This window comes from Marichromatium gracile (assembly GCF_004343155.1).
GTDB classification, from domain to species: Bacteria; Pseudomonadota; Gammaproteobacteria; order Chromatiales; family Chromatiaceae; genus Marichromatium; species Marichromatium gracile.
The window spans coordinates 120,733-146,972 of record NZ_SMDC01000006.1; the positions used below are offsets into that span (position 1 = coordinate 120,733).

At 69.1% G+C, this 26,240-nt stretch carries 23 protein-coding genes and 4 tRNA genes; 16 read left to right on the forward strand and 11 right to left on the reverse strand.

The window, feature by feature from the left end:
- Positions 1–298: 298 nt before the first annotated feature.
- The 6 genes from EDC29_RS10440 to EDC29_RS10465 all read left to right on the forward strand — a co-directional run bounded on the left by EDC29_RS10440 (position 299) and on the right by EDC29_RS10465 (position 7,416).
- Complete coding sequence (locus EDC29_RS10440; protein WP_123142145.1) at positions 299–1,504, forward strand: 4Fe-4S dicluster domain-containing protein; 1,206 nt, start codon at positions 299–301, stop codon at positions 1,502–1,504.
- A gap of 126 nt (positions 1,505–1,630) precedes the next feature.
- Positions 1,631–3,337, forward strand: a complete 1,707-nt coding sequence (gene recJ / locus EDC29_RS10445; protein WP_132229776.1) for a single-stranded-DNA-specific exonuclease RecJ — start codon at positions 1,631–1,633, stop codon at positions 3,335–3,337.
- Positions 3,334–3,864: a ribosome biogenesis factor YjgA gene (gene yjgA, locus EDC29_RS10450; protein ID WP_123140586.1), complete on the forward strand. Its 531-nt coding sequence runs from the start codon at positions 3,334–3,336 to the stop codon at positions 3,862–3,864. Before recJ ends, yjgA begins: the two co-directional genes overlap by 4 nt.
- An 80-nt stretch (positions 3,865–3,944) precedes the next feature.
- Positions 3,945–4,958: a glycosyltransferase family 2 protein gene (locus tag EDC29_RS10455; RefSeq protein ID WP_123140587.1), complete on the forward strand. Its 1,014-nt coding sequence runs from the start codon at positions 3,945–3,947 to the stop codon at positions 4,956–4,958.
- Positions 4,955–6,571 carry an ArnT family glycosyltransferase gene (locus EDC29_RS10460; RefSeq protein ID WP_132229778.1) on the forward strand — a complete coding sequence of 539 codons (1,617 nt, stop codon included), beginning with the start codon at positions 4,955–4,957 and terminating at the stop codon, positions 6,569–6,571. Before EDC29_RS10455 ends, EDC29_RS10460 begins: the two co-directional genes overlap by 4 nt.
- A complete protein-coding gene (locus tag EDC29_RS10465) occupies positions 6,568–7,416 on the forward strand; it encodes a phosphatase PAP2 family protein (protein WP_123140589.1) in 849 nt (282 codons plus the stop codon). The genes EDC29_RS10460 and EDC29_RS10465 overlap by 4 nt, the downstream gene beginning before the upstream one ends.
- Before the next feature lie 236 nt (positions 7,417–7,652).
- Here the strand turns inward: EDC29_RS10465 and EDC29_RS10470 are convergent, their stop codons facing one another.
- The gene (locus EDC29_RS10470; RefSeq protein ID WP_123140590.1) at positions 7,653–8,396 is read right to left on the reverse strand and encodes a ferredoxin--NADP reductase; all 744 of its coding nucleotides are present in this window, start codon (positions 8,394–8,396) and stop codon (positions 7,653–7,655) included.
- Positions 8,397–8,583: 187 nt separating this feature from the next.
- Here EDC29_RS10470 and EDC29_RS10475 point away from each other — a divergent pair, with 187 nt between their 5' ends.
- Positions 8,584–9,126: a glutathione peroxidase gene (locus EDC29_RS10475; protein ID WP_062277565.1), complete on the forward strand. Its 543-nt coding sequence runs from the start codon at positions 8,584–8,586 to the stop codon at positions 9,124–9,126.
- 45 nt (positions 9,127–9,171) lie between these two features.
- Here EDC29_RS10475 and htpX read toward each other — a convergent pair whose 3' ends face one another.
- Entirely contained in the window at positions 9,172–10,041 is an 870-nt protein-coding gene (htpX, locus tag EDC29_RS10480; protein WP_062277569.1) for a protease HtpX, read from the reverse strand.
- A 161-nt stretch (positions 10,042–10,202) separates the two neighbouring features.
- Between htpX and EDC29_RS10485 the strand changes: the two genes are divergently transcribed.
- From EDC29_RS10485 to EDC29_RS10510, 6 genes are all read left to right on the forward strand, one after another.
- A tRNA-Ala gene (locus EDC29_RS10485) sits at positions 10,203–10,278 on the forward strand.
- Positions 10,279–10,341: 63 nt separating this feature from the next.
- A tRNA-Glu gene (locus tag EDC29_RS10490) sits at positions 10,342–10,417 on the forward strand.
- A gap of 54 nt (positions 10,418–10,471) precedes the next feature.
- A tRNA-Ala gene (locus EDC29_RS10495) sits at positions 10,472–10,547 on the forward strand.
- A 62-nt stretch (positions 10,548–10,609) separates the two neighbouring features.
- A tRNA-Glu gene (locus EDC29_RS10500) sits at positions 10,610–10,685 on the forward strand.
- Positions 10,686–10,781: 96 nt separating this feature from the next.
- Positions 10,782–11,582: a hypothetical protein gene (locus EDC29_RS10505; protein ID WP_132229780.1), complete on the forward strand. Its 801-nt coding sequence runs from the start codon at positions 10,782–10,784 to the stop codon at positions 11,580–11,582.
- Between the two features lie 250 nt (positions 11,583–11,832).
- Positions 11,833–13,083 carry a bifunctional alpha/beta hydrolase/OsmC family protein gene (locus tag EDC29_RS10510; RefSeq protein ID WP_123140592.1) on the forward strand — a complete coding sequence of 417 codons (1,251 nt, stop codon included), beginning with the start codon at positions 11,833–11,835 and terminating at the stop codon, positions 13,081–13,083.
- 7 nt (positions 13,084–13,090) lie between these two features.
- Here the strand turns inward: EDC29_RS10510 and EDC29_RS10515 are convergent, their stop codons facing one another.
- Complete coding sequence (locus EDC29_RS10515) at positions 13,091–14,635, reverse strand: glycosyltransferase family 39 protein (protein ID WP_242465953.1); 1,545 nt, start codon at positions 14,633–14,635, stop codon at positions 13,091–13,093.
- Between the two features lie 148 nt (positions 14,636–14,783).
- Here EDC29_RS10515 and EDC29_RS10520 point away from each other — a divergent pair, with 148 nt between their 5' ends.
- Complete coding sequence (locus EDC29_RS10520) at positions 14,784–15,908, forward strand: glycosyltransferase (RefSeq protein ID WP_123142140.1); 1,125 nt, start codon at positions 14,784–14,786, stop codon at positions 15,906–15,908.
- Positions 15,909–15,914: 6 nt separating this feature from the next.
- Here EDC29_RS10520 and EDC29_RS10525 read toward each other — a convergent pair whose 3' ends face one another.
- The 6 genes from EDC29_RS10525 to EDC29_RS10550 all read right to left on the reverse strand — a co-directional run bounded on the left by EDC29_RS10525 (position 15,915) and on the right by EDC29_RS10550 (position 21,444).
- Positions 15,915–17,273, reverse strand: coding sequence for an HDOD domain-containing protein (locus EDC29_RS10525; protein WP_132229784.1), 1,359 nt, complete (start codon positions 17,271–17,273; stop codon positions 15,915–15,917).
- A gap of 94 nt (positions 17,274–17,367) precedes the next feature.
- Positions 17,368–17,664, reverse strand: coding sequence for a hypothetical protein (locus EDC29_RS10530; protein ID WP_123140596.1), 297 nt, complete (start codon positions 17,662–17,664; stop codon positions 17,368–17,370).
- 162 nt (positions 17,665–17,826) lie between these two features.
- Positions 17,827–19,122: an NAD(P)/FAD-dependent oxidoreductase gene (locus EDC29_RS10535; RefSeq protein WP_123140597.1), complete on the reverse strand. Its 1,296-nt coding sequence runs from the start codon at positions 19,120–19,122 to the stop codon at positions 17,827–17,829.
- A gap of 23 nt (positions 19,123–19,145) precedes the next feature.
- Positions 19,146–19,751 carry a c-type cytochrome gene (locus tag EDC29_RS10540; protein ID WP_123140598.1) on the reverse strand — a complete coding sequence of 202 codons (606 nt, stop codon included), beginning with the start codon at positions 19,749–19,751 and terminating at the stop codon, positions 19,146–19,148.
- Between the two features lie 138 nt (positions 19,752–19,889).
- Complete coding sequence (locus EDC29_RS10545) at positions 19,890–20,849, reverse strand: ankyrin repeat domain-containing protein (protein ID WP_123140599.1); 960 nt, start codon at positions 20,847–20,849, stop codon at positions 19,890–19,892.
- 31 nt (positions 20,850–20,880) lie between these two features.
- Positions 20,881–21,444 carry a NapC/NirT family cytochrome c gene (locus EDC29_RS10550; RefSeq protein ID WP_123140600.1) on the reverse strand — a complete coding sequence of 188 codons (564 nt, stop codon included), beginning with the start codon at positions 21,442–21,444 and terminating at the stop codon, positions 20,881–20,883.
- Positions 21,445–21,686: 242 nt separating this feature from the next.
- Between EDC29_RS10550 and EDC29_RS10555 the strand changes: the two genes are divergently transcribed.
- Positions 21,687–22,085, forward strand: a complete 399-nt coding sequence (locus tag EDC29_RS10555; protein ID WP_123142135.1) for a hypothetical protein — start codon at positions 21,687–21,689, stop codon at positions 22,083–22,085.
- A gap of 38 nt (positions 22,086–22,123) precedes the next feature.
- The gene (locus tag EDC29_RS10560; RefSeq protein ID WP_123142134.1) at positions 22,124–22,825 is read left to right on the forward strand and encodes a glutamine amidotransferase; all 702 of its coding nucleotides are present in this window, start codon (positions 22,124–22,126) and stop codon (positions 22,823–22,825) included.
- 310 nt (positions 22,826–23,135) lie between these two features.
- Here the strand turns inward: EDC29_RS10560 and nadA are convergent, their stop codons facing one another.
- Positions 23,136–24,179, reverse strand: coding sequence for a quinolinate synthase NadA (nadA, locus tag EDC29_RS10570; protein WP_123140602.1), 1,044 nt, complete (start codon positions 24,177–24,179; stop codon positions 23,136–23,138).
- A 250-nt stretch (positions 24,180–24,429) separates the two neighbouring features.
- Entirely contained in the window at positions 24,430–25,935 is a 1,506-nt protein-coding gene (locus tag EDC29_RS10575) for a dynamin family protein (RefSeq protein WP_123140603.1), read from the reverse strand.
- Positions 25,936–26,240 lie beyond the last annotated feature (305 nt).

Sequence of the window (26,240 nt, forward strand, 5' to 3'; positions counted from 1 at the left end):
AAAGTGAATGATGTGTAATGTCGGCGGGAGGCCACAGGCGACGCGGGTCCGCACCTGCTGGCGGCTGGTCGCTGGCGGCTTATTCCCCTTTGCGCCCTTGGCGCCTTCGTGGTTCAAACCAGCTTCCAGCGATCAGCTTCCAGCCTCCAGTCGGGGAGGCTGGTGTGCATGATCGGCGATTGACGGGCAAGACGGTATCTCGTCGTGGGTGCTCTCGCCGCCCGCTCCGGCCCTTTGAGCCGGTGCGTTGTGGCGTGCTCCAATAGCCGCTCCGTCACCCTCGAATCTGGAGCCCGCCATGGGCCATCTGGCCGGTAGCAAGTCCTCGCTGATCCCGTTGATCGATCGTCTCAACCAGTACCCGATCGGGTTGGTCGACAACGCCCATCTGCGCGAGATCCTGTCGATCCTGTTCTCGCCCGAGGAGGCGCGGGTCGGCGCCGCCTTCCCGCTGCACGAGGCTACGCTCGACGAGCTGGTCGAGCGCACCGGGACGCCCGCCGAGGCGCTCGCGCCGGTGCTCGAGTCGATGGCCGACAAGGGGCTGGTGATGGACATGGATTACGCCGGTCACACCTATTATCTGTTGGTGCCCGGGCTGATCGGCTTCATGGAGTTCACCTTCATGCGTCGGCGCGCCGACACCGAGCTGCCACTCGAACGTCTGGCGCAGCTGATGTCGGAGTATCTGCACGAGCAGGGGCGCGGGGGCCAGCCCGCCGAGTTCTTCGGCAGCCCCACCCAGCTCACCCGCGCCCTGGTCTATGACGAGCACGTGCCGGTGAACTCGCGCATCACCTCTTACGAGGACGCGCGCGCCATCCTCGAGCAGGCCGACTATCTCGCCGTCACCCTCTGTTACTGCCGCCACAAGAAGGAGCACCTCGGCGAGCACTGTCGCAAGGGGGCGCCGGTCGAGGACATCTGCATGGTGCTCGGCGAGGGCGCGCGCTTCCTGGTGCGCCGTGGCTTCGCTCGCGAGTGCGACCTGCCGACCATGCTGGAGAAGCTGGAGCTGGCGCGCTCGCTGGGGCTGACCCATGTCACCGACAACGTGCGCGAGCAGCCCTCCTTCCTCTGCAACTGCTGTCGCTGCTGCTGCGAGCTGATGGCCGGGGTGCAGATGGGCTTCAGCGACGGTATCGCCAAGACGCCCTTCCTCGCCGAGATCGACCCCGAGCGCTGCGACTACTGCGGCGCCTGCTTCCCGGTGTGCAACGTCAAGTGCATCGGTCTGGCCGAGGGGCTGCGCGGGGTGGCGCGTGCGCAGCGACATGCGGCGATCGACCCGGCGGTCTGTCTCGGCTGCGCGGCCTGTCTCGATGCCTGTCCGCAGGGTGCGATCACCCTGGTGGCACGCTCCAATCCGGCGACCCCGCCGCGCGACAAGGGGCGGATGTTCGCCCGCATCCTCTGGGAGAAGGGGCGGCTGTGGCCCTTCGTGCGCGACCGGGTGGGGCAGGGCGTGCGTCGGCTGCTCGACCCGGGGCGTCGATCCGGCTAGGCTATGGCGTTCGCCCGAATCCCGGTCCTCGGGGCGGTCGCGTCATCAGCCGTCGAACCAACGCGCCTTGCGCGAACGAGTGCTGATGGCCGGGCCCCGCGTCCCTTGCTGTCTTGTCCCGTGTCCATGACCCAGCCGCAGATCCGTCGCCGTGGTGGCGATGCCCCCTTCGTCGATGTCCACTCGCCCGCCGAGCTGCTCGCCAGGCTCTATGCGTTGCGCTCGGGCGAGGCGCCGCCCGGGCTCGGGGCGCTGGCGGCCTTCGCCGCGTTGCGCGGGTTGGATGCCGCGCTCGACACCCTGGAGGGGGCGCTGCGCGACGGCGCGCACCTGCTGGTGGTGGGTGACTATGACGCCGACGGCGCCACCGGCACTGCGCTGGCGGTACGCGGGCTGCGCGCGCTCGGCGCGGCGCGGGTCTCCTATCTGATCCCCAGCCGCTTCGACTTCGGCTACGGGCTGAGTCCGGCGGTGGCCGAGGCCGCGCACGCGCTCGGCCCGGATCTGCTGATCACCGTCGACAACGGCATCTCCAGTGTCGCCGGGGTGGCGCGGGCTCGCGAGCTGGGGCTGGCGGTGCTGGTCACCGATCATCACCTGCCGGGCGAGCGATTGCCGGAGGCGGCAGCGATCGTCAATCCCAACCAGCCCGGCTGCGACTTCCCGAGCAAGGATCTCGCCGGCGTCGGGGTGGTCTTCTATCTGCTGATGGCGCTGCGCGCGCGTCTGCGCGAGCGCGGCTGGTTCGGCGCCGGGCGCGCCGAACCGAACCTGGCGACGCTGCTCGATCTGGTCGCGCTCGGCACCGTCGCCGATGTGGTCACCCTCGATCGCAACAACCGTATCCTCGTCGAGCAGGGGCTCAGGCGCATCCGCGCCGGGCACTGCGGTCCCGGGGTGCGCGCGCTGTTGCGGGTGGCCGGGCGCGACCCGATGCGCGCGAGCGCCACCGATCTGGCCTTCGCCGCCGCGCCCAGGCTCAATGCCGCCGGGCGGCTCGAGGACATGTCGGTGGGGGTCGAGTGTCTGCTCAGCGACGATGCCGAGCGGGCCAATGCGCTGGCCCAGCAGCTCGATGCGATCAATCGCCGCCGGCGCGAGATCGAGGGCGAGATGAAGGCCCAGGCCGAGACGGCGGTGCAGGCGCTCGATCTCGCCGAGGCGGGGTTGCCCGCGGCGCTCTGTCTGTACGGTGCGGACTGGCACCAGGGGGTCTCGGGGATCGTCGCCGCGCGCATCCGCGAACGCTATCATCGTCCGGTGATCGCCTTCGCCGACGGCGGCGACGGGCTGCTGCGCGGCTCGGCGCGCTCGATCGACGGGTTGCACGTGCGCGACGCCATCGATCGCGTCGACCGGGCCGAGCCGGGGCTGATCGCGCGTTTCGGCGGTCATGCCATGGCCGCCGGGCTGAGCCTGCGCGCCGAGGCCTTCGAGCCCTTCCGTGCGCGTTTCGCGGCGGTGGTCGAGGAGATGCTCGAGGGCGTGGCGAGCGGCCCCGAGCTGGTCTCCGACGGCCCGTTGCCGGCGCGGCTGCTGACCCTGGAGACGGCCGAGACGTTGCGTCTCGGCGGTCCCTGGGGCAAGGGCTTCCCGGAGCCGCGCTTCGACGGCGAGTTCGAGGTGTTGCAGGCGCGTCTGGTCGGCGAACGTCATCTCAAGCTGCGCGTGGCGCCGCCCGAGGGCGGCTCGATCGAGGCCATCGGCTTCGATCTGGCCGAGCAGCTCACGCTCGCGCACGGGCGGGTGCGTTTGGCCTACCGGCTCGACGTCAACGATTATCGGGGCCGTCGGAGCCCACAACTCATCCTGGAATCAGTACAACCGATATGACCACAGACCACGATCCCACCGTGACCGAGGACGAGCTCGAACAGGATCTCGGCCCGAGCAGGAGCCAGATCAAGCGCGAGCGCCAGGCGCTGCAGGCGCTCGCCGAGCGCATGGTGGGGATGCCGCGCGCCGAGCTGTTGCGGCTGTCGCTGAGCGAGGCGACCTGGGCGGCGATCGACGAGACGCCGCGGATCAAGGATCTGCGCGCGCGCAAGCGTCACTGGAAGCGGATCGCCAACCTGCTCGAACGCGAGGACATGGATGCCGTCCACGCCCTGCTCGACGAGGCCGATGCGCGCGAGCGCGCCGCCTCCGCGCGCCATCACCAACTCGAACGCTGGCGCGAGCGCCTGATCGCCGAGGAGGCGGCGCTCGGCGAGTTCATCGACGCCTGCCCCCAGGTCGATCGTCAGCACCTGCGTCATCTGGTGCGTGCGGCGCGGCGCGACGCCGAGCAAGGGCGTCCCGAGGCGCCGCGCAAGCTGTTTCGCTATCTGCGTGAGGTCATGGACGCCGCCGCCGACTGAGCGGGATACTGCGCGCGGCCACCAGGTCCCGGCAGTCGCTGCCCGGTCTTCGAACTCAACCGAATGGATCCCTGTCTGCGATGAGCACCCCAGATCGAACCCCCTCCCGGCCGTCGCTGTCGGTCGTCATCCCGATGTACCAGGAGCTCGACAACGTCGAGCCGATGCTCGAACGCGTCCACCAGGGGCTGGCGGACTATGGCGCGCCCTGGGAGCTGATCTGTGTCGACGACGGCAGCCGCGACGGCACCGGCGAGCGGCTGCGCGCCTGCGCCGAGCGCCGGGGCGGGCACGTGCGGGTGATCCGGCTGCGGCGCAACTTCGGCCAGACCGCGGCGATGCAGGCCGGATTCGAGAGCGCGCGCGGCGAGCTGATCGCCACCCTCGACGGCGACCTGCAGAACGACCCGGCCGACATCCCGCGGATGGTCGACGCGTTGCTCGAACGCGATCTCGATCTGTTGCAGGGCTGGCGGCGGCGGCGCCAGGACGCGCTGGTGATGCGCAAGATCCCCTCGCGCATCGCCAACAAGCTGATCGGCAAGGTCACCGGGGTGGCGCTGCACGACTACGGCTGCAGCCTCAAGGTCTATCGCGCCGAGGTCATCCAGGAGGTGGCCCTGCTCGGCGAGATGCACCGCTTCATCCCGGTATGGGTGGCGGGGGTGACCGCGCCGCAGCGTATCGGCGAGATCGAGGTCGCGCACCAGGCGCGCCAGTTCGGCACCTCCAAGTACGGCATCTCGCGCACCTTCCGGGTGCTGGTCGACCTGCTCTCGGCCTTCTTCTTCCTGCGCTTCGGGGCGCGCCCGGGGCACTTCTTCGGCTTGATCGGGATCGCCTTCGGGGTGATCGGCGGGCTGCTGATGACCAACCTGCTGTGGGTGAAGTTCTGGCTCGGCGAGGACATCGGCGGCCGCCCGCTGCTGATCGTCGCCATCCTCATGCTGCTCGCCTCGGTGCAGTTGCTCACCACCGGGGTGCTGGCCGAGATGCTCACCCGCACCTTCTTCGCCTCGGGTGATCGCAGCCACTTCCGTATCCGCTGGAGTTCGCCCGTCGAGACCGCCGGGTGGAAGGAGCCCGAGGCATGAGCCGGCCGGAGACCTCCCCGCTGACGCGGGCGCTGACCTCGCCGTGGCTGCTCGCCGCGGTGGTGCTGTTCGCCTTCTACTGGCAGCTCGGCGCGGTGCCGCTCTACGACCTCGACGAGGGCGCCTTCACCGAGGCGACCCGCGAGATGCTCGCCAGCGGCAACTTCATCACCCCGCACAAGGACGGCGAGCCGCGCTACGACAAGCCGGTGCTGATCTACTGGCTGCAGGCGCTCTCGGCCTCCAGCCTGGGGTTCGACGAGTTCTCGCTGCGCCTGCCCTCGGCGCTGGCCGCCACACTCTGGGTGATGGCGCTGTGGGGCTTCGTGCGCGCCCGGCTCGATGCGCCCACGGCGACCGTCGCCGCGCTGGTGATGACGCTCTCGCTGCAGGTCTCGCTGATCGCCAAGGCGGCGGTGGCCGATGCGGTGCTCAACCTCTTCATCGCGCTCGCCTTCTTCGAGATCTATCGCTATTTCCTCGATCCCGGCGCGCGCCAGAGCCGCAACGCGCTGCTGCGCGCCTATCTGTGGATGGGGCTCGGCTTCCTCACCAAGGGGCCGGTGGCGGTGTTCTTCCCGGTGGTGGTGAGCTTCCTGTTCTTCTGGTCGCAGGGGCGGCTCGAACGCTGGCTGCGCGCGGCCTTCGCGCCGCTCGGCTGGCTGGTGTTCGTGCTGGTGGCCGGTCCCTGGTACCTGGCGGTCTATCTCGATGACGGCGCCGGGTTCTTCCGCAGCTTCTTTCTCGAACACAACGCCGGGCGCTTCGGCGGCACCATGCACGGCCACTCGGGCTTCCCCGGCTATTATCTGGTGGTGCTGCCGCTGATCCTGTTGCCCTTCACCGGCTGGTTCCTCAGCCTGTTGCCGCGGTTGCGCGCGAGCTGGGCCGATCCGCTCGATCGCTTCCTGTGGCTGTGGTTCGCCACCGTGTTCCTGTTCTTCTCCTTCTCCGGGACCAAGCTGCCGCACTATCTGCTCTATGGCGCCGCGCCGCTGTTCATCCTCATGGCGCGCCACCGTGACGCCTTGACCAGCCGCGCGCTGGCGATGGTCCCGCCGCTGGTCTTCCTCGCGCTGCTGCTGGCGCTGCCGCTGGTGGTGCAGGTCGCCGCCGGGCAGGGCGGGCGCGCCCACGAGATCGCCCAGTTCGAGCTGGCGCTGCCGCTGCTCGGCCCGGCCTATCTGGCGCAGATCGCGCTCGCCACCGCGCTGGTGGTGGCGCTGGCGCTGTGGTCGCGCCCGGCGCTGTGGCAGCGTCTGGTGCTGGTCGGGCTGATCCAGACGGCGGTGGTCTATGGCACGGTGGTGCCGCGGGTGTTTGCGGTGATGCAGGCGCCGGTGAAGGAGGCCGGGCTGCTGGCGCGCGAGCTGGATCGTCCGACCGTGGTCTATCGCACCTCGATGCCGAGCTTCAGCGTCTATCGCGACGCCATCACCCCGCACCGTCCGCCGCGCGCCGGTGATCTGGTGTTCCTCCGCCTCGACAAGCTCGACCGGCTCGCCGAGGACTATCCGCTGCTGCGCGGCGAGCAGCTCTACCGGCGCGGCCCGGTGGCGCTGGTGTTGATGCACCCGCGCGAGCAGGCACGGGTGCCGGGAGGTGAGGGATGAGCGATTGGCGCACACGCCTGAGCATGCGGCTCGCCGCGCGGGCCGGGGCCGAATCGGCGGCGCTGCCGGGGGCGCGACGGCAGTGGCGCTGGGCGCTCGGCTGGCTGGCGGTGGGGGTGTTGCTCTATCTGGTCTGCGGCTATCACGCCGGCTTCCTGCGGCTCAATGCCGCGGCGGCCCTGGCCCCGGACTGGCTGTGGCAGTGGTTGACGCTGTTCGGCGACGAGCGTGTCGCCTTCGCGCTGGCGCTGCTCTTCTCGTGGCGGCGGCCCCGGTTGTTCTGGGCGCTGGTGCTGGCGGCGCTGCTGGCGATCCTCTACGCCCGTGGGCTCAAGCCGTTGGTCGATGCGGCACGCCCGCCGGCGGTGTTCGGCGCCGATGTCTTCAACCTGATCGGACCGGGACACACCCGGCACAGCTTCCCCTCCGGGCACAGCGTCACCGCCGGGGTCTTTTTCGGGGTGCTGGCGGTGCACGCCCGCGCCTGGGGCTGGGTGTGGCTCGGTTGCGCCCTGCTGGTCGGCGCAAGCCGGGTGGCGTTGGGGGTGCACTGGCCGGTCGACGTCGCCTTCGGCCTCGCCGGTGGTGGGCTGGCGGCGTTGCTCGGGAGTTGGCTGGCCGCGCGCTGGCCGGGCGGCGCGACGCGCCCGCTGCCGCACCTGCTGCTGGTCGGCGTGGCCGCGCTGCTCGCCGTCTCGCTGCTGCTCGACAACGGCGGCTACGCCGCCGCGACCTGGCCGCTGCGACTGATTGCCGTGGCGGCGCTCTTCAGCGCGGTGGTCGGCTATCTGCCGGTGTGGCGGGGGGGAGAGGTCAACCACGAAGGCGCGAAGGACGCGAAGTGAGATGAGGGAAGAATGCGGTCGGTTGTAAGCTGCCAGCTACTTTTCAGCGGCTAGTCGTCAGCCGCCAGCTATCAGCCGCCAGTCGCCAGTCGGCGCTGCCTGTGAGCAAGGTATTGTGCTGGCGGCCGTCGGCTGGTCGCTGATGGCTCGAAAAATCTTCGTGTTCTTCGCGTCTTTGCGGTTCAAAGCAGCCGCCAGCCGCCGAGTGACTGGAAGCTGGTGGCTGCTCGCTGCCCTCAATGATACTGCTCGGTGGTGTACTGCCCCGGGGCGTGGCGGCGGTGGCGTTCGAGTCCGCGTGATTCGAGGATCGCCTTGGATTCCTTGATCATCGCCGAGTTGCCGCAGAGCATGACGTGGCTGTCCTCGGGGGTGATGGTGGCACCGGCGCGTGATTCCAGGGTGCCCGAGACCAGCAGGTCGGTGATGCGGCCATAGAGCGCGTCCGGGGCCTCGGCGCGGCTGATCGCGGGGATGAAGGTGAAGCGCTCGCCATGGTGCGCGGCGATCTCGGCGAGGGTGTCGCCATAGGTGAGGTCGCTCGGCTGGCGCACGCCGTGGACCAGGACCACGCGCTCGAAGCGCTCCCAGGGCGTGGCGGTGCGCAGGATCGACAGATAGACCCCGAGCGCGGTGCCGGTGGCGAGCAGCCACAGGGTCTTGGCCGGTTGCACGGTGTCGAGGGTGAAGATGCCGCTGGCGCGCGTGGTGAGCCACACGGTATCGCCCGGCTCGAGGTCGGAGAGCCGGGGGGTGAGCGGCCCCTCGGGGATGGCGTTGAAATAGATCTCGGGTTCGGTCTGCCCGGGTGGATTGACCAGCGAGTAGGGGCGACCGACGCGCTCGCCATCGATGTCCATCGCCACCTTGATGTACTGTCCGGCGCTGAAGGGCTCGAGCGTCGCCTCGAAGCGCATGCTGTAGAGCCCCTCGGCCCATCGCTGCTTGGCCGTTACCCTGCCTTTGACCCAGTCGCTCATCTTGGCTCCTCGAATGCTGTGCTGCTCATGACCCGCAAAGCGACGCGGGCGTGTTGATGGGTTCGGAGTAGGGGATGTGGGCGCGCCCTCGAGATTTTCCAACCAATTTGGTAGGAAATTATTGCAATGACGCGCACGGGCGCCATGTCTCGCTCCATGTCCGTCGATACCTCAGGAGAGATCCACCATGAGATTGCCACTGTTCGCCCTCGGTCTGGCCGCGGCGACCCAGGTCGCGGCCGAGTCCCCCGCCTGTTCGTCTTTGCTCGACCTGGAAGTCCGTCGGCTCGCCGGGGACGAGCGGGTCAATCTCTGCGAGGCCTATCAGGGTAAGGTGATCCTGGTGGTCAACACCGCCAGCAAGTGCGGTTTCACCCCGCAATACGAGGGGCTGGAGGCGCTCTATCGCGATTACGCCGATCGTGGTCTGGTGGTGCTCGGCTTCCCCTCCAACGATTTCGCCAACCAGGAGCCGGGCGACGAGGCCGAGATCCGCGACTTCTGTCGTCTGACCTACTCGGTGGAGTTCCCGATGTTCGAGAAGGTGAGCGTCAAGCGTGGTCGTGCCGCGCCCCTGTTCGAGCGCCTGGCCGCCGCCGGGGCGCCCTATCCGAAGTGGAACTTCTACAAGTATCTGATCGATCGCGAGGGCAATCTGGTCGAGAGCTATTCGAGCATCACCAAGCCGCAGAGCGGTCGGCTGGTGCGGGCGATCGAGCGTTTGCTGTGAGCCGGGGAGGGCGCGCCCCGGCGCACGGGCCGGGGCACGTGGGGATCAGCCCGCCTGTTCGAGCGCGGCGATACGCCGTTCGAGCGGCGGGTGGCTGCTGAACAGGCTGCCGATCTTGCCGGAGATGCCGAAGGCGGCGAACTCCTTGGCCTGAAGGTCCTGCGGCTCGTGGACCCGCTGCAGCGCGCGCAGCGCGTCGGCCATCTGGCGGCGGCTGGTGAGCGCGGCACCGCCGGCGTCGGCGCGGAACTCGCGATAGCGCGAGAACCACATCACGATCATGGTGGCGAGCACCGAGAGCAGGATCTCGGCGATGATCGAGACGACGAAGTAGCCGATTCCCGGTCCCTCCTCATTCTTGAAGATCACCCGGTCGACGGTATGGCCGATGATCCGCGCGAGGAACACCACGAAGGTGTTCACCACCCCCTGGATCAGTGCCAGGGTGACCATGTCGCCATTGGCCACGTGGCTGATCTCGTGGCCGACCACCGCCTCGACCTCCTGCTTGTTCATGTGTTGCAGCAACCCGGTGCTGACCGCGACCAGGGCGTCGTTGCGGTTCCAGCCGGTGGCGAAGGCGTTGGGCTGGGGTGAGTCGAAGATGCCGACCTCGGGCATGCGGATGCCGGCGCGCTCGGACTGGCGGGCGACGGTCTCGAGCAGCCACTGCTCGAAGGGCGTCGACGGCTGCTCGATGATCTGCACCCGCATGCCGTGCTTGGCCAGCGTCTTGGAGAGGAACAGCGAGATCAGCGAGCCGCTGAAGCCGATGATCGCCGCCATCAGCAATAGCGCGCCCATGTCGAGCCCGCCCTGCTGGACCACACCGTCGATGCCGAACAGGCGGAAGGCCACGCTGATGACGACCAATATCGCGAGGTTGGTCGCCAGGAAGAGGAAGATACGCATCATGGAACGAGGCTCCTGGATCGTCGAACAAGGGGGCTACCACCCGGTTGGTTGAACCGATGGGGTAGGGTTGCGCTCCCTTGGACAGGCGGGATGAAAAAAATTTCCGCACAGGGGTAGACAAAGTCAAAAGATGTGCGTAGCATACGTGGTCTCAGGTCGCTGGGGCCATAGCTCAGCTGGGAGAGCGCAACACTGGCAGTGTTGAGGTCGGCGGTTCGATCCCGCCTGGCTCCACCAAAATTCGGTAGTTCGGATCGGATCGCCTAGGCAGGCCCGGTCTGCAAGACTGAAAACGTTTCAGTCCCCATCGTCTAGTGGCCTAGGACACCGCCCTTTCACGGCGGTAACCGGGGTTCGAACCCCCGTGGGGACGCCAACAAGCATAACGGGTTAGCGATTCGGCTGGCTAGTTCGTTGGAAGTACAAAGCCGGGGCCATAGCTCAGCTGGGAGAGCGCAACACTGGCAGTGTTGAGGTCGGCGGTTCGATCCCGCCTGGCTCCACCAAATTCAGCCAAGAAAGACAGGATCGCCTAGGCAGGCCCTGTCTTGACTGAGACCGAGTTTCAGTCCCCATCGTCTAGCGGCCTAGGACACCGCCCTCTCACGGCGGTAACCGGGGTTCGAACCCCCGTGGGGACGCCAACAAGCATACGGGCCAGTCGCGAAAGCGGCTGGCCCGTTTTGCGTTTGGGGGCGGGCAAGGCGGCCCGCTCCGTGACCCTGCCGCAGGAGCCTTCCGTGCCCGCGCCCTTCTTCTCGCGCTATCTGGGGATCGACTATTCCGGGGCCGGCACCCCGGAGCAGCGATTGCCCGGAATCCGTGCCTACCGACTCGACGCTGACGACGACCTGCCGTCCGAGGTGTTCCCTGAGGGTTGTGCGCAACGCTGGAGTCGCCGTGCCCTGGCCGCGTGGCTCGAAACGGTGCTGCGCGAGCCGGTGCCGACCCTGGTCGGGGTCGATCATGCGCTTTCCTTTCCGCTCGACTACTTCGTCGCGCATGGGCTGAGGCACGACTGGCCGGTCTTCCTCGACGACTTCCAGTGTCACTGGCCGACCGATGGCGTCGGTGTCAGGGTCGAGGATGTGCGCCGCGGGCGCGTCGGGGCCGGGGCTGCGCGCAGTGGTGATGCGCGCTGGCGGCGCCTCACCGACCGTCGCGCCAGGGGCGCCAAGTCGGTGTTCCATTTCGACGTGCCCGGCTCGGTGGCCAAGTCGACCCATGCCGGGCTGCCCTGGGTGCGTCTGTTGCGCGCGCGGCTCGGTGGGCGGCTGCACTGCTGGCCGTTCGATGGCTGGACCCCGGCGCCGGGCCGGTCGGTGCTGGTCGAGGCCTATCCCGCACTCTATCGCGACGATGGCGATTGCATCGGGCTCACCCCGGATCAGTGCGATGCCCGTGCCGTGGCCTTGTGGCTGATGCGCGCGGATCGCGCCGGGCGACTCGATGAGCTGTTCACGCCTCCGCTCGATGCCGACGCCCGCCTCCATGCCGCCATCGAGGGTTGGATCATCGGCGTCGGCGCCCGCCGGGACTGAAGAGCTGAACCAACGAGTCGCGGCGGAGACCAATCGGTGTCGTCACGGTCGCTGACGGCGGGGCTCGGGGGCGGCGCGCGCAACGTGTGCGCTCGACTGGAACCGCGCTCGCGGATGCGAGAGGATGGAGGGCTTGCCGTGGCCTGGTCACGGCGGTTCATCACTTCGTTTCGTGCCGCCCGCGCACGCAGTCTGCGCGGGCGGTCTGTTTTGGTCGCGATTCGCACGAGAAGACACCGAGGAGATCGGAATGCCACGTATCAAGCTCGAGTTTCCGAACGCCGCAGGGCACCGACTGGCGGGGCTGCTGGAGATGCCGCCGGAACGGGTGCCGACGCGACGTTATGCGCTCTTCGCCCACTGCTTCACCTGCAGCAAGGACATCGCCGCGGCGAGCCGGATCAGTCGCGCCCTGGCCGATCGCGGGATCGCCGTGCTGCGCTTTGACTTCACCGGGCTGGGCAACAGCGACGGCGATTTCGCCAACACCAATTTTTCCTCCAACGTCGAGGACCTGCTGGCTGCGGCGCGCAAGCTCGAGGAGGACTTCCAGGCCCCGGCGCTGCTCATCGGTCACAGCCTCGGCGGCGCGGCGGTGCTCGCCGCCGCGCCCCAGCTGCCTTCGGTCGAGGCGGTGGTGACCATCGCCGCGCCTGCCACCGCCTCGCACGTCCAGCATCTGTTGAGCGACGCCCGCGACGAGCTCGAGGCGCGCGGCGAGGCCGAGGTCAAGATCGGGCTGCGCCGTTTCCGCATCCGCAAGCAGTTGCTGGAGGACCTCGCGCAGTACGGTGCGGCCGATCACATCCGCGACCTCGACCGGCCGCTGCTGGTGTTCCACTCGCCGCTCGACACCATCGTCTCGATCGACGAGGCGGCCAAGATCTATCAGGCCGCGCGTCACCCCAAGAGCTTCATTTCGCTCGACAACGCCGACCACATGCTCAGCGATCGCGAGGACGCCGAGTACGTCGCCGAGACCCTGGTGGCCTGGGCCAGCCGCTATCTCGGCCTCGGCGGTCATCGCTTCGAGCAGAGCCTGGGCACCGCGCCCAAGGTGGGCGCGGGCGAGGTGCTGGTCACCGAGCTGCACGCCCGCTTCCTGCGTGGACTCTATACCGGTCGCCATCAGTTGCTCGCCGATCAGCCCTCGGCCGTCGGCGGCAGCGGGCTGGGTCCTGATCCCTATGAGCTGATGCTGATGGCGCTCGGCGCCTGTACCTCGATGACGCTGCGCGAATACGCCACCGCCAAGGGCTGGGATCTCGACGACGTCGAGGTGCGTCTCGCCTTCGATCGCAGTCACGCCGCCGACTGCACCGCCTGCGAGCGCGAGGAGGTGCGTGTCGATCGGGTGCAGCAGCGCATCAACCTGCTCGGCCATCTCACCGCCGGGCAGCGGGCGCGACTGCTGGAGATCGCCGAGCGTGCCCCGGTCAACCGCTCGCTCGAATCACTGATGCTGATCCACAGCGAACTCGACGACGAGCGCCTCGACTGAGCCCGGCTCAGTCGCCGAGCGGGGCGTAGCGATAGAGCCGCCAGATGTGGAGCGGGCGCGCGCAGGGCGCGCTCGCCCCCTGGTGGAGCGGCTGTCCCGCGCAATCCTGGAGGACGCGCCGCTCGGTCACCCGGAAGCCGGGGAGCGCGGGCGGATGACCGGCGCGCGAGACCAGCCAGAAGGGCTGGTCGATGCGCGCCGGGTCGAGCCGTGGCGCGATGCGCCCGTGCAGATACTCCGAGGGGCGGTGCAGTCCCGGCCACTGGCTGGTGGTGGCCGCAAGCCCCGGGGCGTGGAAGCGCAGCATCGCGACGAGCTGATAGCGGTCGGCATGGACCGGGGCGTCGAGTCCGGCGGCGACCTCGGCCAGCGCGGCGAAGCCGTGGGTCTCGCGCAGCACCCGGTTGGCGCTGTCGGGCAGCGGCAGCGCGGCGCTCGCCGCGTGCACCGCATAGAGCGTGACCAGGACGAGGTTGGCCCCGGCGCCGCCGAGCAGCCAGCGCGGTCGTTGCAGCAGTCGCGGTGCGAGCAGCGCCGGGGCGGCGAGCAGATAGACCACCGGCCAGTTGGCCTCGACCTCGCTGAAGCTGGCGATGACGGCGAAGAAACCGAGCGGGAACAGGGTCGCGGCGATCAGCAGGGCGCGGGCGTGACGGGTGAGTCGCGGGCGCGGTGGCGTGCCGCCACCGCCGCGCAGCGCCATCACCAGCACCGGGACCAGCAGCCCCCAGAAGGCGAGCTGGGCGCCGAGATAGCCGCCGAGGCTCGCCAGGCGCTCGACGAGCGTCTGCGGGCCGCTGTGGGCCATGGTGCCGGCGCCCAGGGTCTCGGGTGCGGCCAGCTCGGTGGAGAGCCCGTGACCGAGCTGGAAGCCGAGGCTGAGCCAGTCGTGGCTGGCGTTCCACCACAGGTTGGGGGCGAACACCAGCAGCGCGGCCAACGCACCGAGATAGGGCCAGCGGGTGCGCAGCGCGCGCGGATCGACCCAGAGGATCGCCCACAGCAGCACCGGTCCGATCAGCACCATGGTGTACTTGCCGAGCAGCCCGATACCGACCGCGATGCCCGCCGTGATCCAGCGCCGGCGCTCACCGCCGAGGGCGCGCTCGGACTCGTGCAGGGCCAGCGCCCAGGCCAGCGCGAGCACGGTGTCCGGGGTGGTGACGACGCCGCCGATCAACCCCGGCAGGGTGGCGCAGGCGAGCAGCAGCGCGCTCGCCAGGGTGGCGGTGGTGGTCAGCCCGGCGCGCCAGTAGAGCCGGGCGAGCACCACCAGGGTGAGGACGCCGGCGAGCAGGGTGCCGAGCCGTGCGGCGAGCGCCGAGCCGGGCTCGAGCAGGGTGCCGAGCCCGAGCGCGGCGACCCCGGGCGGGTGATCGAAATAGCCCCAGCCGAGCGTCCGCGCCCAGTCGAAATAGTAGGCCTCGTCCTGGGTGACCGGCAGGAGCGCGGCGATGGCCAGGCGCAGTGCGCTCAGCGCGAGGATCAGCAGCGCGATCGGGCGCCAGTCGAGGGGCTCGGCAGCGGGACGACTCGGGGTGGCGGTGGACATGGCGGGCACGGGTTCGATGGACGAACGCGTTAGAATGCCGCCCACCAGGGTCGTCGCGCAACCGAGCCGCGTGCGCGATCGCCGCTCAGTCATGCCGCGTCCGGTACCGCCGAGGCGCCAAACCCCTTGTTTCAGGTTGTTCGGATCCATGCCACACAGACCCCCCCACCAGCCGCCCCAGCTCGCCGTCGTCGTGCCTACCTACAAGGAGGCGGGATCGGTCCCCGAGCTTGTCGAACGTGTCCGTCGGGTGCTCGACGGGCTCGCCTGGGAGCTGATCTTCGTCGACGACGACTCGCCCGACGGCACCGCCGAGCGGGTGCGCGAGCAGGCCCGGCAGGATCCGCGGGTGCGGCTGATCCGGCGCGTCGGGCGGCGCGGGCTGTCCTCGGCCTGTATCGAGGGGATGCTCGCCACCACCGCGCCCTGCGTGGCGGTGATGGACGGTGACCTGCAGCACGACGAGTCGCTGTTGCGCCAGATGTACGACACCCTCGACGCCGAGCCCGAACTCGACCTGGTGGTCGGCAGCCGCTATGTCGGCGGTGGCGGGGTCGGTGAGTGGAACGCGCGGCGCCAGGCGATGAGTCGCTTCGCCACGCGCGTCGGGCAGCGACTGCTCGGGGTCGAGCTGGCCGACCCGATGAGCGGCTTCTTCATGGTCCGCGCCGCCGCCTTCCAGGGCTGCGTGCACCGGCTCAGCGGGGTCGGTTTCAAGATCCTGCTCGACATCGTCTCCTCGAGCGAGCGGCCGCTGCGCTGTCGCGAGCTGCCCTTCACCTTCCGCGAGCGTCACGCCGGGACGAGCAAGCTCGACAACGCGGTGCTCTGGGAGTATCTGCTGATGCTCGCGCAAAAGACCCTGGGCTCGGCGATCCCGGTGCGCTTCCTCGCCTTCTCGCTGATCGGCGGGTTCGGCGTGTTCGTCCACATGGCGGTGCTGTGGCCGCTGCTGGCGGTGCTCGGCGAGGGCGCCTTCCTCGCCGGTCAGGCCACCGCCACCCTGGTGGCGATGACCAGCAACTTCTTCCTCAACAACCTGCTCACCTATCGCGACATGCGTCTGCGCGGTCGCGCGCTGCTGCGCGGCTGGCTCTCCTTCGTGGTGGTCTGCAGCGTCGGTGCCCTGGCCAATGTCGGCATCGCCAACTATCTGTTCGTCGAGGGGCTCTCGGGCTGGTTCCTCTCGGCGCTCGCCGGCATCCTCGTCGGCGCGGTGTGGAACTATGCGGTGACCGCGGTCTACACCTGGCGCCGCCCGCAGCCGGCCTGAGCCGGCTCAGCCGTCGAGCCGTTCGGCCAGCGAGCGCGGGAGCTGGCGCAGCTGGGCGCGCAGCCGGGGGACGAGCTGTTCGTAGAGCAGCTCGACCTCGCTGGTCCCGGCGCGTCCGAGTAGCGCCAGATAGGCATCGAGGAAGAGTCCGGGGTCGCCCGGGGTGTGACCGTGTAGCCGCGCGAGCAGTCGGCGCGCGAGATAGAGCACGGCGACGTTGTCGCGCACCGTCTCGGGGAGCCGCGCCGGGGGCGCGAACTCGGGGTGATGCTGGTGGTGCAGGCTGTCGCACACCATCGCCGGCAGGTGCCAGCTGCGCAGTAGCGCGGCGCCCATCTCGGCGGGATCGAGCAGGTCGAACAGGGGCTTGAGCCGGGGGTTGGCGCTCTTGAGCAGCGCGTTGATCACCAACCCGATGTCGGCGAGGATGCCGAGGGTGGCGACCTCCGCTGGGCGCCCGACGGCAAGCGTCTGGGCGAGGGTGAAGGCGAGGCGCGAGAGCTCGACGGCACGCTGGTGGATGTCCGTGAACAGCTCGGTGTTGGGCAGGCTGCGGCGCATGCTCTCGGTCATGATCACCTGGTAGACGGCGTTGTGACCGAGCAGGGCGATGGCATGGCTGACGCTGGTGACCTGGTGCTGCAGCCCATAGTAGGGCGAGTTGATCGACTTGAGCAGGGTGCTGGTGAGCGCCGGGTCCATGGTCACCAGCTCGACGATCTCGCCCTTGGTGGTGCGCTCGTCGAGCATCTTGTTGAGCAGCGCGGTGGTCGAGATCGGCAGCGCCGGGACCTTGGCGAAGAGCTGACGTGCGGTCTCGGTCTCGGCAAAGCCTGCGCCGCCGGCGGTGCGCGCGGCGATCAGCGCATCGGTGAGCGCCCGGCTGTGACGCGCGAGCGCCGCCTGGCGTCGCTGTGCGCGGTACAGGCGCTGGAGACCGAACTGGTGCGCGCGGTGCCGGAGGTAGTCCTGCAGCGCGGGTTCGAGGTCGGCGATGGCGCTGCGTTCGAGTGCCAGCACCTGGCTGTGGGTGAGGGCGGTGGCGGTAGCGGCGTGGATGCCGGGTTGCGTCAGGTCGAACTCGCAGATCCAGTCGCCCGGGCCGAAACGCTCGGCGTCCGAGGCGGCGGTGTCGCCGATGACGATCTCGCCGGTGCTGATCACATAGAGCCGCTCGGCGCGGCTGTCGGCGCGAAACAGCACATCACCCGGGGCGAGACGCAGCGGGAGGGCGCGATTGTGCAGTCGCACCACCTCTGCTTCGGAGAGATCGGGAAAGGCGGTTGTCTGTTCGGCGTGAAGGGCGGGCGGGCCGGAGCGGGTCTCGCTCCTGGGGGCGGTGAGGTGTTTCCAGAGGTTGCGCATCGACTCGATCCCGGGGCGGTCCCGCACGGCTGGCCGTGGCAGAGAGGCTAGCCGAAAACGCCGTCGACCGCTCGTCGACGACCCTGCCCGGGACTCAGTGGAACAGCGCCTCGGCGGCCTGACGCAGCGTCTCGGCCTGGTCGGCGGGCGCGGCGGCGCCGGTCTGGTGGCGCGGCTCGAACAGCTCGCAGAAGTTGGCGCGGACCTTGTCCGTTACCGGTTCGGCGATCGGCTCGATGCAGTCGTTGGCGCGTCCCGGGGCGTGGTGCCGGCAGTTGCGGCAGCAGTGGGTGGCGCGCTCGCAGTTCGGGCAGCGGCCCTCGCGGGCGTAGTCGAGACGGGTCAGGGGACTGCCGCAGTGCCAGCAGTTGCCGAGGCTGGGGTCTGTCATGATGGCGAGGTCCGGGGCGCCAGGCCCCGCTCCGTGGCTGGTCGGTGCACGCAATTCTAGCGCTCGCTCCGGTGCTTCGCGACGACGAAAAAAGGGGGCCGTGCGGCCCCCGAAGACTCCTCCTCCTTTGGTCCCTCTCGCGGGCGCCCGCCTCGTGGCGGGTCAGCCGAAGGTGTCGTGGGTGATGTTGTTGTACCAGCTGTAGGCGTACTGCACCTCGCGGGCCAGTGCCCAGTCGGGAGCGTCGCTCGGGGTCAGGCCGCCGGCGCCCTCGACCGGGGCGATGGTGGCGCCGTCCTCGCTGAGGCGGTAGACGGCGGCGATCGAGATGCCGTAGTCGGTGCCGATGATCGAGTAGCAGGTGTTGATGTAGGAGGGCGTGCCCGGCTCCTCGCCCTTGAGCAGCGCGGCGATCGCCGCGGCGGCGACCTTGCCCTGGCTGTTGGCCGAGTAGCCGGACTTGGGCATCTTGGTGGCGATACAGGCGTCACCGATGACATGGATGCCGGGATGGATGCTCGACTCGAAGGTGCGCTTGTCGACCGGGCACCAGCCGCTGTCGTCGGCCAGGCCCGCCACCTGGGCGATCTTGCCGGCGCGCTGCGGCGGGATGACGTTCATCACGTCGGCTCGGATCTCGTCGCCGAAGCTGGTCTCGGCGACCATGCCCTCGGCGTCGACCCTGACCACGGCGGCGTCCGGGCCGGGATGCCACTCGATCAGGCTGTCCTCGGTGCCGAAGCCGTAGAGTCGCTCCCAGCCCTGGGTGAACAGTCCCTGCTTGGAGAATGCCTGCTTGCTGTCGAGGATGATGACCTTGGACTTGGGCTTGTGGCCCTTGAGGTAGTGGGCGATCTGGCTGGCGCGCTCGTAGGGACCGGGCGGACAGCGGAAGGGGTTGGGCGGGGCGACCAGCACCACGGTGCCGCCGTCGGCCATCTCCTCGAGCTGGCGGCGCAGCAACGCGGTCTGGGCGCCGGCCTTCCAGGCGTGCGGCAGGGTCTCGGCGGCGGTCTCGCTGTAGCCCTCGATGCGGTCGTAGAGCAGCTCGATGCCCGGGGCGACGACGCAGCGGTCGTACTCGAAGCGCTCGCCGCCGGCGGTGTCGACTGCGCGCGCCTCGGGGTCGATCGCGGTGACGGTGTCGTGGACCACGCGGATACCGTGCGCGCGCAGCCCGTCATAGCCGTGCTCGAGGGTGTCGAGCTGGCGGTCGCCGCCAATCACCTCGTTGCTGAGATAGCAGGTGTAGTAGGTCTGGTTGGGCTCGATCAGGGTGACCTCGATCGCCGGGTCGGCGCGCTTGAGGTACTTGGCGGCGGTGGCCCCGCCGGTGCCGCCGCCGACCACCACCACCCGGTGGCTGGCGGCGCGGGCGAGATAGGGGGCCGAGAGCAGGCCGAGGGCGGCGGTGGCAGTGGCGCCGGTCTTGACGAAATCGCGTCTGCTGAGCTTCATCGCGTGCTGATCCTCCGATGTCCTTATTGTTGGCTGGCGTAGAAGGCGTACAGGGCTTCGAGACCGTCCTCGCCGTGGCGCTCGAGCAGGTCCTCGAGCTTGCTGCGCATCTTCTTCGGCAGCTCGCGACGATCGGCGCGGAAGTCCTCCATGGCGTAGCGCAGATAGGGCATCCACTGTCCGGCGAGGATGTTGTAGTCCTCCTCGTCGACCAGCGGGATGCCGCCCTCGGCGTGGCACTTCTCGCAGAAGCGGTCGTGGAGCTCGGCGCCGGTGTCGACCAGTGCCGCGTCGTAGTCCTGGGGGGCTGGGCGATAGGGCTGGGCATGGAAGTATTCGGCCATCGCCTCGAACTCGGCGGTGTCATAGCCCTTGGCGATGCGGCCCATCACGGTCGAGTAGGTGTCTCCGCTCTTGAACGCCTCCATGGTGTCGACGAATACCAGCGGGTCCATCGCCGAGATGCTGGGCGCCGCCGGCCCCATGCTGTTGCCCTCGGTGCCGTGACAGCCGGCACAGGCGTTGGCGAGCATCTCCGGGGTGGCGTCTCCGGCCTGTGCGGCGGAGACGAGTCCGAGCGCGAGGAGTCCCGCGGTCAGGGACAGTCTGTTGCGGATCGAGTCGGCCATTCCTTCCTCCTGTTGCATCTTTGCGGTAGACCGACGCCCTCCGGGGCGTCGGCGGCTGAGGGGTAGCGGCCTGGGCCACTGCCTCTTGAGCAAGTGCGCGGTGCGCGGAGTCGTGTCGTCGCCCGGCGGCGAGCGGGATCAGTGACCGCGGGCCAGCAGCTCGATCGCCTCGCGATTGTCGAGCTGGCGGGCGCGGTCCGCCGCGGTGCGTCCCTGCGCATCCTCGAGAGCGGGGTTTGCGCGATAGTCGATCAGGAGATCGATCAGGGCGTTGTGATCGGTCGAGATGGCCTCCATCAACGCCGTGGTGCCGTCGCTGTCTTGCAGATTGGGGTTGGCGCCCTGTTCCAGCAGCAATCGCGCCAGCTCGTGGTGGCCCTGACTGGCGGCGAGGATCAGCGCGGTGGCGCCGAGCGCGTCGCGGGCGTTGACCTCGGCGCCGGCCTCGAGCAGGGCGCGGGCCATCTCGAGCTGGCCGCGGTCGGCGGCGATCAGCAGCGCGGTGGCGCCGTCGCGGTCGCGCGACTCGAGCTCGGCGCCGGCCCCGAGCAGCGGTGCGACCAGGGCGACATGGCCGCGTTCGGCCGCCTGCATCAGCGCGGTGCGACCGTCGCGATCGGCGGCCTTGGGATCGGCGCCGCGGAACAGCAGCTGTTCGACCATCTCGAGGATGCCGTGACGCGCGGCGATCATCAGCGCGTCCCAGCCGGCGCGGGTGCGGTCGTGGACATGGGCGCCGCGTGCGATCAGCAGCGCCGAGATGCCGATGTGTCCGCCCTCGGCGGCAAAGGTCAGCGGGGTGCAGCCGGCGACGGTGCGGGCGTTGACCGTTGCGCCACGGGTCAGCAGCAGCGCCACCGTCTCCAGCTCGTCGGCCTCGACGGCGAACATCAGCGCGGTCTTGCCGAAGGCGTTGGCGGCATCGACGGGGGCGCCGCGGTCGAGCAGTTCGGCCATGGTCTCGGTGTCTCCGACCATGGCATTGAGCCTGAGCTCGGTGGCAAGGTCGGCCGCCCCGGCGCCGCCCGCGCCGAGCAGCAAGGCGGCGAGCAGGGAGATCCTCGGGGCGCGGCGGCAGGTCCTGTTGCTGGTCATCATCTCCGGCCTCGTCGTTGCGCGGGCGCCGACCTCAATCGGCGGCGGCCGTTTCGGGCAGCGGCTCGTAGGGCTCTTCGTGGACGATGCCCTTGTGACAGTCGATGCAGGTCTGTCCCTTGTCCTCGGCGGCGGCGTGACGGCTACGCGCCGAGCGCCCCTGTTCGGAGAGGTCCATGCTGGAGAAGTCGTGGCAGGTGCGGCACTCGCGCGAGTCGCTGCGCTCCATCTTCGCCCAGACCCGCGAGGCCATCTCCCAGCGACGCGCCTCGAACTTCTCGGGGGTGTCGATGGTGCCGACCAGCTCGTGGTAGACGTCCTTGACGGCGATGACCTTGGTGACCAGCTTTGGCCACAGCGCCTTGGGGACATGGCAGTCGGCGCAAGTCGCCTGTACGCCCGAGGGGTTTTTGTAGTGGAGTGTCTCCTTGTACTCCTCGAAGTTGGTATGCATCGTGTGACAGGAGGTGCAGAACTCCATGGTGTTGGTGGAGCGGATGCCGAAGTCGAGCGCGGCGACGAAGCCGATGCCGGCAAAGAACATCAGAACCAGGACTGCCATGGAGAATCTGCGCCGAGACGTCTTGCGCTGGGGCATACGAACCATCCTCCCCGACGGCGGTTGGTGACCGGTCCCGAGCACGCCCAGGAGGTCGCTCCGCCTTCTTGATAATTGTCATTGATCTTAAGTGAATTGGTCTATGGTTGCCAAGGCCGGCGCCCGTGTCCGAGGTTGGCGGGCGTATTCCGGACGTGGACGTGTGCCGGGAACGCCGCCGTGAATCACTGGTCGGAGGTGGAGTGGTGCTATCGCAGTTGATCCCCGCTCATGGGGTCTCCGTGAGCCCCGATGTCGTGCGGCAGGTGCTCGCCACCGCCTTCGCGATCGACGATGGACTGCTCGGTGACGCCGTCACGATCCGTGTCTCCGGTGTCTCCGACGACCAGAACGCCATGCTGATGGCCGAGCTGCTGCTGGATCGTCTGTGCAGGGTCTCGGGGCGGGTGCTGGTCGATGTGCGCCGGCTGCACGGCCGTCCCTCGCTGGCCTCGGTCTACTTCCTGATGCGCGAGTTGCCGCTGCGCCAGCACCCGCCGCGTGAGGTCGCGATCCTGGAGCGTGAGGCGCTGCGTGCCCATGCTGAATTCCATCGCACGACCGCAGCCAACACCGGGGTGTGTTTCACGTACTTCTTCGACGTCGCCGCGGCATGTGCCTGGCTGGCCGCCGGGCGTTGAGTCGGTAGCGACGGCGGATCTCTCGGGGGATGGGGTGCATGCAAGGACGTTGTTGCATCATCAAGGTCGGCCGGACCTTCGGCGAGCTGGTCGCGCGTCGAGGTGACTTCGAGGACTGGATCCGCACCGGTCTCGGCAGCGATCGCGCCTGGCGGGTGGTCGACGCTGCGGCGGGCGCATCCTTGCCCGCGCCCGATGAACTCGCCGCGGTGGTGATCACCGGCTCGCACGCCATGGTCAGCGAGGCCGCGCCCTGGAGTCTGGGCATCGAGCGGTGGCTCTCGGGGGTGTTGGCGCGCCGGGTGCCGGTACTCGGGATCTGCTACGGGCACCAGTTGCTCGCCCGCGCCTGCGGCGGCGAGGTCGGCTTCAATCCGCGCGGACTCGAACTCGGCTGTGTCGAGGTTCGGCTGAGCGCGGCGGCGCACGACGATCCGCTGTTCGGTGGGCTGCCCGATCGCTTCGTGGCGCCGGTCACCCATGCCCAGTCGGTCTTGCGCCCCCCGCCCGGTGCCCGGGTGCTGGCAGCCAACGACCACGATCCCCATCAGGCATTGCGCCTGGGTGCGTCGGCCTGGGGCGTACAGTTCCATCCCGAGTTCGATCGCGAGGCGACCCAGGTCTATGTCGATCGCCAGATCGACGCCCTGGGCGCGCGCGGGTCCGAGGTCGAGGTCGTCGACACTCCCGAGGCGGCCGGCCTGCTCCAACGCTTCGCCGCTTTGGTGAGCGGGCGGTAGGGTGCCCAGCCGCCAGCCGCCAGCCGCCAGCCGCCAGCCGCCAGCCGCCAGCCGCCAGTCGCCAGTCGCCAGCGCCCAGCCGGGGAGATTGAACCGCGAAGGCGCGAAGGGCGCAAAGAGCCTCAAGTCGTAAGCGGCCAGTCTCCAGCAGCCAGTGGGAGCGCACCCTCGACGAGGGCACGTCTTGCCCGCATCCGTGGTGCAGGTCTTTGGCACCAGCGCTTGAGGGTAGTCAGCCACTGGTGGCTGGTGGCTGGTGGCTGGTGGCTGGTGGCTGAAGGCTGGTCGCTGGTCGCTGGCGTGATGGCCTCTAGCGCTGCGCGGAGAAATCGAGCATGCGCTGGATCGGGCGTACCGCGCGTTCGCGGATGGCGTCCTCGACCTGGATCTCCTGGTCGCCCTCGCGCAGCACGCGCTCGAGGTTCTGCAGCGCGTTCATCGCCATCCACGGACAGTGCGCGCAGCTCTCGCAGGTCGCGCCCTCGCCGGCGGTGGGGGCCGGGATCAGCGTCTTGTGGGGGGCGAGCTGACGCATCTTCCAGAAGATGCCGGTGTCGGTAGCGACGATGAACTCGGGGTTGGGCAGCTCGGTGACCGCGCGGATCAGCTGGGTGGTCGAGCCGACCACGTCGGCCTGCTCGACCACCGCATCGGGTGATTCGGGGTGGACCAGCACCGCCGCGTCGGGGTGTAGCGCGCGCACGCGTTCGAGGGCGTACGACTTGAACTCCTCGTGGACCACGCAGGCGCCGTCCCACATCAGCATCTCGGCGCCGGTCATGCGCTGGACATAGTGGCCGAGATGGCGGTCAGGCGCCCACAGGATCTTTTCGCCGCGCTCTGCAAGGTGGCGCACCACCGGGAGCGCGATGCTCGAGGTCACCATCCAGTCGGCGTGTGCCTTCACCTCGGCGCTGGTGTTGGCGTAGACCACCACGGTGTGATCCGGATGGGCGGCGCAGAAGGCGGCGAAGTCTGCTGGCGGGCAACCCTCGTCGAGTGAGCAGGTGGCGCTCAGATCGGGCATCAGCACCCGCTTCTCGGGGTTGAGGATCTTGGCCGTCTCGCCCATGAAGCGCACCCCGCAGACGACCAGGGTGCTGGCCTCGGTCTGGGTACCGAAGCGCGCCATCTCGAGCGAATCGGCGACCCGGCCGCCGGTTTCCTCGGCCAGTTCCTGGAGGTCGCCGTCGGTGTAGTAATGGGCGACCAGTACCGCGTCCTGCGCCTTGAGCAGTTTGGCGATGCGCTCCTTGGTGGCGCGCTTCTCGTCGGCGCTGAGGATGGGCCATTGGGGCTGGGGCGGTACCTGGACAGTGGGGCGGGAGCCACCCCCCGTGGTCGCGTTTGGCATGGTCGTTCTCTAGTGGTTCGTCTGGGGTCCGGCCTGGCGCCGCAGACGGGTTCGTCGCGGGCCGATGTCATGGCATTGGACCGGTCTCGGGTATGAATGCTCCCGTCCAGGCGTGTCGCCGCGCCGTGGCGAGCAGCGCCATCCGTGGGCTGGTGGACGGGGGTGCATGGTGGCGCCGCAGCGCCGTGTCGCCACCGGCCGGGGTCGGCCGGTGGCAAGCTCTCCTCCGGGCGAACCCGGAGCGGTCAGGTCAGGCCGAGGCGGAGTCGCTTTCGGTTGCGGACTGCCCCCGGCGCGGCTTGTCGGGCAGGCCGCGCGGGTTGGTGAAGCGCTCGTTGAGGGTCTGGATATAGTTCTCGCAGTTCTGCAGCACCTCGTCGATAGTGTTGCGGCTCCTGCGACTCCAGCCGATCGGCGAGCCCGAGAGCACGGTGCGCCAGAAGCGGGTGTTGCGCTGGAAGGCGCCGATCACGTCGCCCGGCGGGTTGTGCTTCTCGACCTGCTTGCGCAGCCAGGGCATCACGCTCAGCGCCGCCAGTCGGCGGATGGTGAAGTGCCCGCCGATCACCAGCACCGCGATCACGCCCTCGAGCCCCCACAGCCCCCAGGAGACGGTGGTGAAGAGGTCGAGCCACTGCGGGTCGTAGACCAGCCCGTGCCAGTGTCCGGCCCGCAGGCTCCAGACCATGAAGGCGCCGGCCAGCAGCGCGAGCAGGATGGTTTCGGTGACCAGGGTGCGACGACGCCAGCGACGCTTGGCCTGTTGCAGCAGCGCCATCGAGCCGTCGGTGAAGTCGGTGGCGGTCTTGCGCAGCGCGGCGACGATGCGGTAGGCGCGCTCGATCTCGACGCGCTCCATGCGCAGATAGATCTCGGCGAGATCCTCGTCGCGCTTCTTCTCGAAGCGCGCGCGCCGGTGCTCGTCGGCGATGGTGGTGCCGGCGTCCGGGCTGTAGACGGTGTAGAAGCGCCCGGCGGTGAGTCCGGCCTCGCCGAGCGCGCGCAACCAGGCGGCGACCACGTCCTCGGGGTTATCTTCGGTGGCCGCCGAGTCCATCTGGTTGAGGATATAGAGGAACTTGCCCGAGTCGGCCCGGTTGATGGTGTCGCGCACCAGGTGCTTGAGGGTGTCGCGCATCGCCCCGGGCTCGGGGTGACGGGCGTCGAACATCACCAGCACCAGGTCGGAGAGGTCGATCATGTGATCGGTCAGGCGCAGGATGGTGGTGCGCTGGGCATCGGCGTCGAAGCCCGGGGAGTCGATCAGGATCTTGCCGCGCAGCCGGTCGCTGTGACAGGTCTTGAGCTGCAGATAGGTATCGATGCGGTTGCCGTCGCCGCTGTCCTCGGCGGTGTCGACATGGGCGATGTCGCGCGACATCTGGTAGAAGGGGAAGCGCGGGTCGGAGTCGAGCGAGACCCCGGGCAGCGAGTGGCTGATCGGGTCGGCGCTGTAGACGACGACGGTGAAGCGGTCGTCGACGGCCTGGTTGCCGGTGCGCTGGAGCTTCTCGCCGAGATAATGGTTGATGAAGGTCGACTTGCCCGCCGAGAAGGTGCCGAGCACCGAGATCAGCGGCCACCAGGGGATCTGACTGGAGAAGGTCTGATTGGTCTGCAGAACGCCGGTGGCGTAGGCGACCTCGTCGATCTCCCGGAAGCTCTGCACGGCACTGAGCAGGACCGGGTTCTCCTGCTCCAGGTGGGACTCCAGTTCCTTCAGGCGCTGCTGCACAGCGTCAGCGGTAGACGGCATGGATTGGGTTCCTCTCTGCGATGGTCCGTGCGCTTGTCGCTTGCGGGTGTGTGCCGGGCACGTCGCGGCGGACGCGCACTTCAGTATCGGGCTCACCTGCGGTTTCCCGGCGCGCGATGGCCCGCGATGTTACAACGAACCCCCAGGCCAGTGATAGTCGACCGCGCGGCGGTCTGCATGTCCCCGGGAACGGGCCCGTGGCCTGGGTTGAATGTCTCGCGGCGACACAGGCATACTGGACAACTGCGCCGTCCGGAGCACAGGGATGCGGCACCTGGCATGTCTCGCAGTACCCGGCCGAAGAT

Bases quoted from the DNA above. Each gene is read 5' to 3' on its own strand.
- EDC29_RS10510 (WP_123140592.1), top strand. From the start codon at position 11,833: ATGCCACGTATCAAGCTCGAGTTTCCGAACGCCGCAGGGCACCGACTG.
- EDC29_RS10530 (WP_123140596.1), bottom strand. From the start codon at position 17,664: ATGACAGACCCCAGCCTCGGCAACTGCTGGCACTGCGGCAGTCCCCTG.
- EDC29_RS10455 (WP_123140587.1), top strand. From the start codon at position 3,945: ATGAGCACCCCAGATCGAACCCCCTCCCGGCCGTCGCTGTCGGTCGTC.
- yjgA (WP_123140586.1), top strand. From the start codon at position 3,334: ATGACCACAGACCACGATCCCACCGTGACCGAGGACGAGCTCGAACAG.
- EDC29_RS10515 (WP_242465953.1), bottom strand. From the start codon at position 14,635: ATGTCCACCGCCACCCCGAGTCGTCCCGCTGCCGAGCCCCTCGACTGG.
- EDC29_RS10575 (WP_123140603.1), bottom strand. From the start codon at position 25,935: ATGCCGTCTACCGCTGACGCTGTGCAGCAGCGCCTGAAGGAACTGGAG.
- EDC29_RS10535 (WP_123140597.1), bottom strand. From the start codon at position 19,122: ATGAAGCTCAGCAGACGCGATTTCGTCAAGACCGGCGCCACTGCCACC.
- EDC29_RS10520 (WP_123142140.1), top strand. From the start codon at position 14,784: ATGCCACACAGACCCCCCCACCAGCCGCCCCAGCTCGCCGTCGTCGTG.
- recJ (WP_132229776.1), top strand. From the start codon at position 1,631: ATGACCCAGCCGCAGATCCGTCGCCGTGGTGGCGATGCCCCCTTCGTC.
- EDC29_RS10475 (WP_062277565.1), top strand. From the start codon at position 8,584: ATGAGATTGCCACTGTTCGCCCTCGGTCTGGCCGCGGCGACCCAGGTC.
- EDC29_RS10550 (WP_123140600.1), bottom strand. From the start codon at position 21,444: ATGCCCCAGCGCAAGACGTCTCGGCGCAGATTCTCCATGGCAGTCCTG.
- htpX (WP_062277569.1), bottom strand. From the start codon at position 10,041: ATGATGCGTATCTTCCTCTTCCTGGCGACCAACCTCGCGATATTGGTC.
- EDC29_RS10460 (WP_132229778.1), top strand. From the start codon at position 4,955: ATGAGCCGGCCGGAGACCTCCCCGCTGACGCGGGCGCTGACCTCGCCG.
- EDC29_RS10440 (WP_123142145.1), top strand. From the start codon at position 299: ATGGGCCATCTGGCCGGTAGCAAGTCCTCGCTGATCCCGTTGATCGAT.
- EDC29_RS10525 (WP_132229784.1), bottom strand. From the start codon at position 17,273: ATGCGCAACCTCTGGAAACACCTCACCGCCCCCAGGAGCGAGACCCGC.
- EDC29_RS10545 (WP_123140599.1), bottom strand. From the start codon at position 20,849: ATGATGACCAGCAACAGGACCTGCCGCCGCGCCCCGAGGATCTCCCTG.
- EDC29_RS10560 (WP_123142134.1), top strand. From the start codon at position 22,124: ATGCAAGGACGTTGTTGCATCATCAAGGTCGGCCGGACCTTCGGCGAG.
- EDC29_RS10465 (WP_123140589.1), top strand. From the start codon at position 6,568: ATGAGCGATTGGCGCACACGCCTGAGCATGCGGCTCGCCGCGCGGGCC.
- EDC29_RS10540 (WP_123140598.1), bottom strand. From the start codon at position 19,751: ATGGCCGACTCGATCCGCAACAGACTGTCCCTGACCGCGGGACTCCTC.
- EDC29_RS10470 (WP_123140590.1), bottom strand. From the start codon at position 8,396: ATGAGCGACTGGGTCAAAGGCAGGGTAACGGCCAAGCAGCGATGGGCC.
- nadA (WP_123140602.1), bottom strand. From the start codon at position 24,179: ATGCCAAACGCGACCACGGGGGGTGGCTCCCGCCCCACTGTCCAGGTA.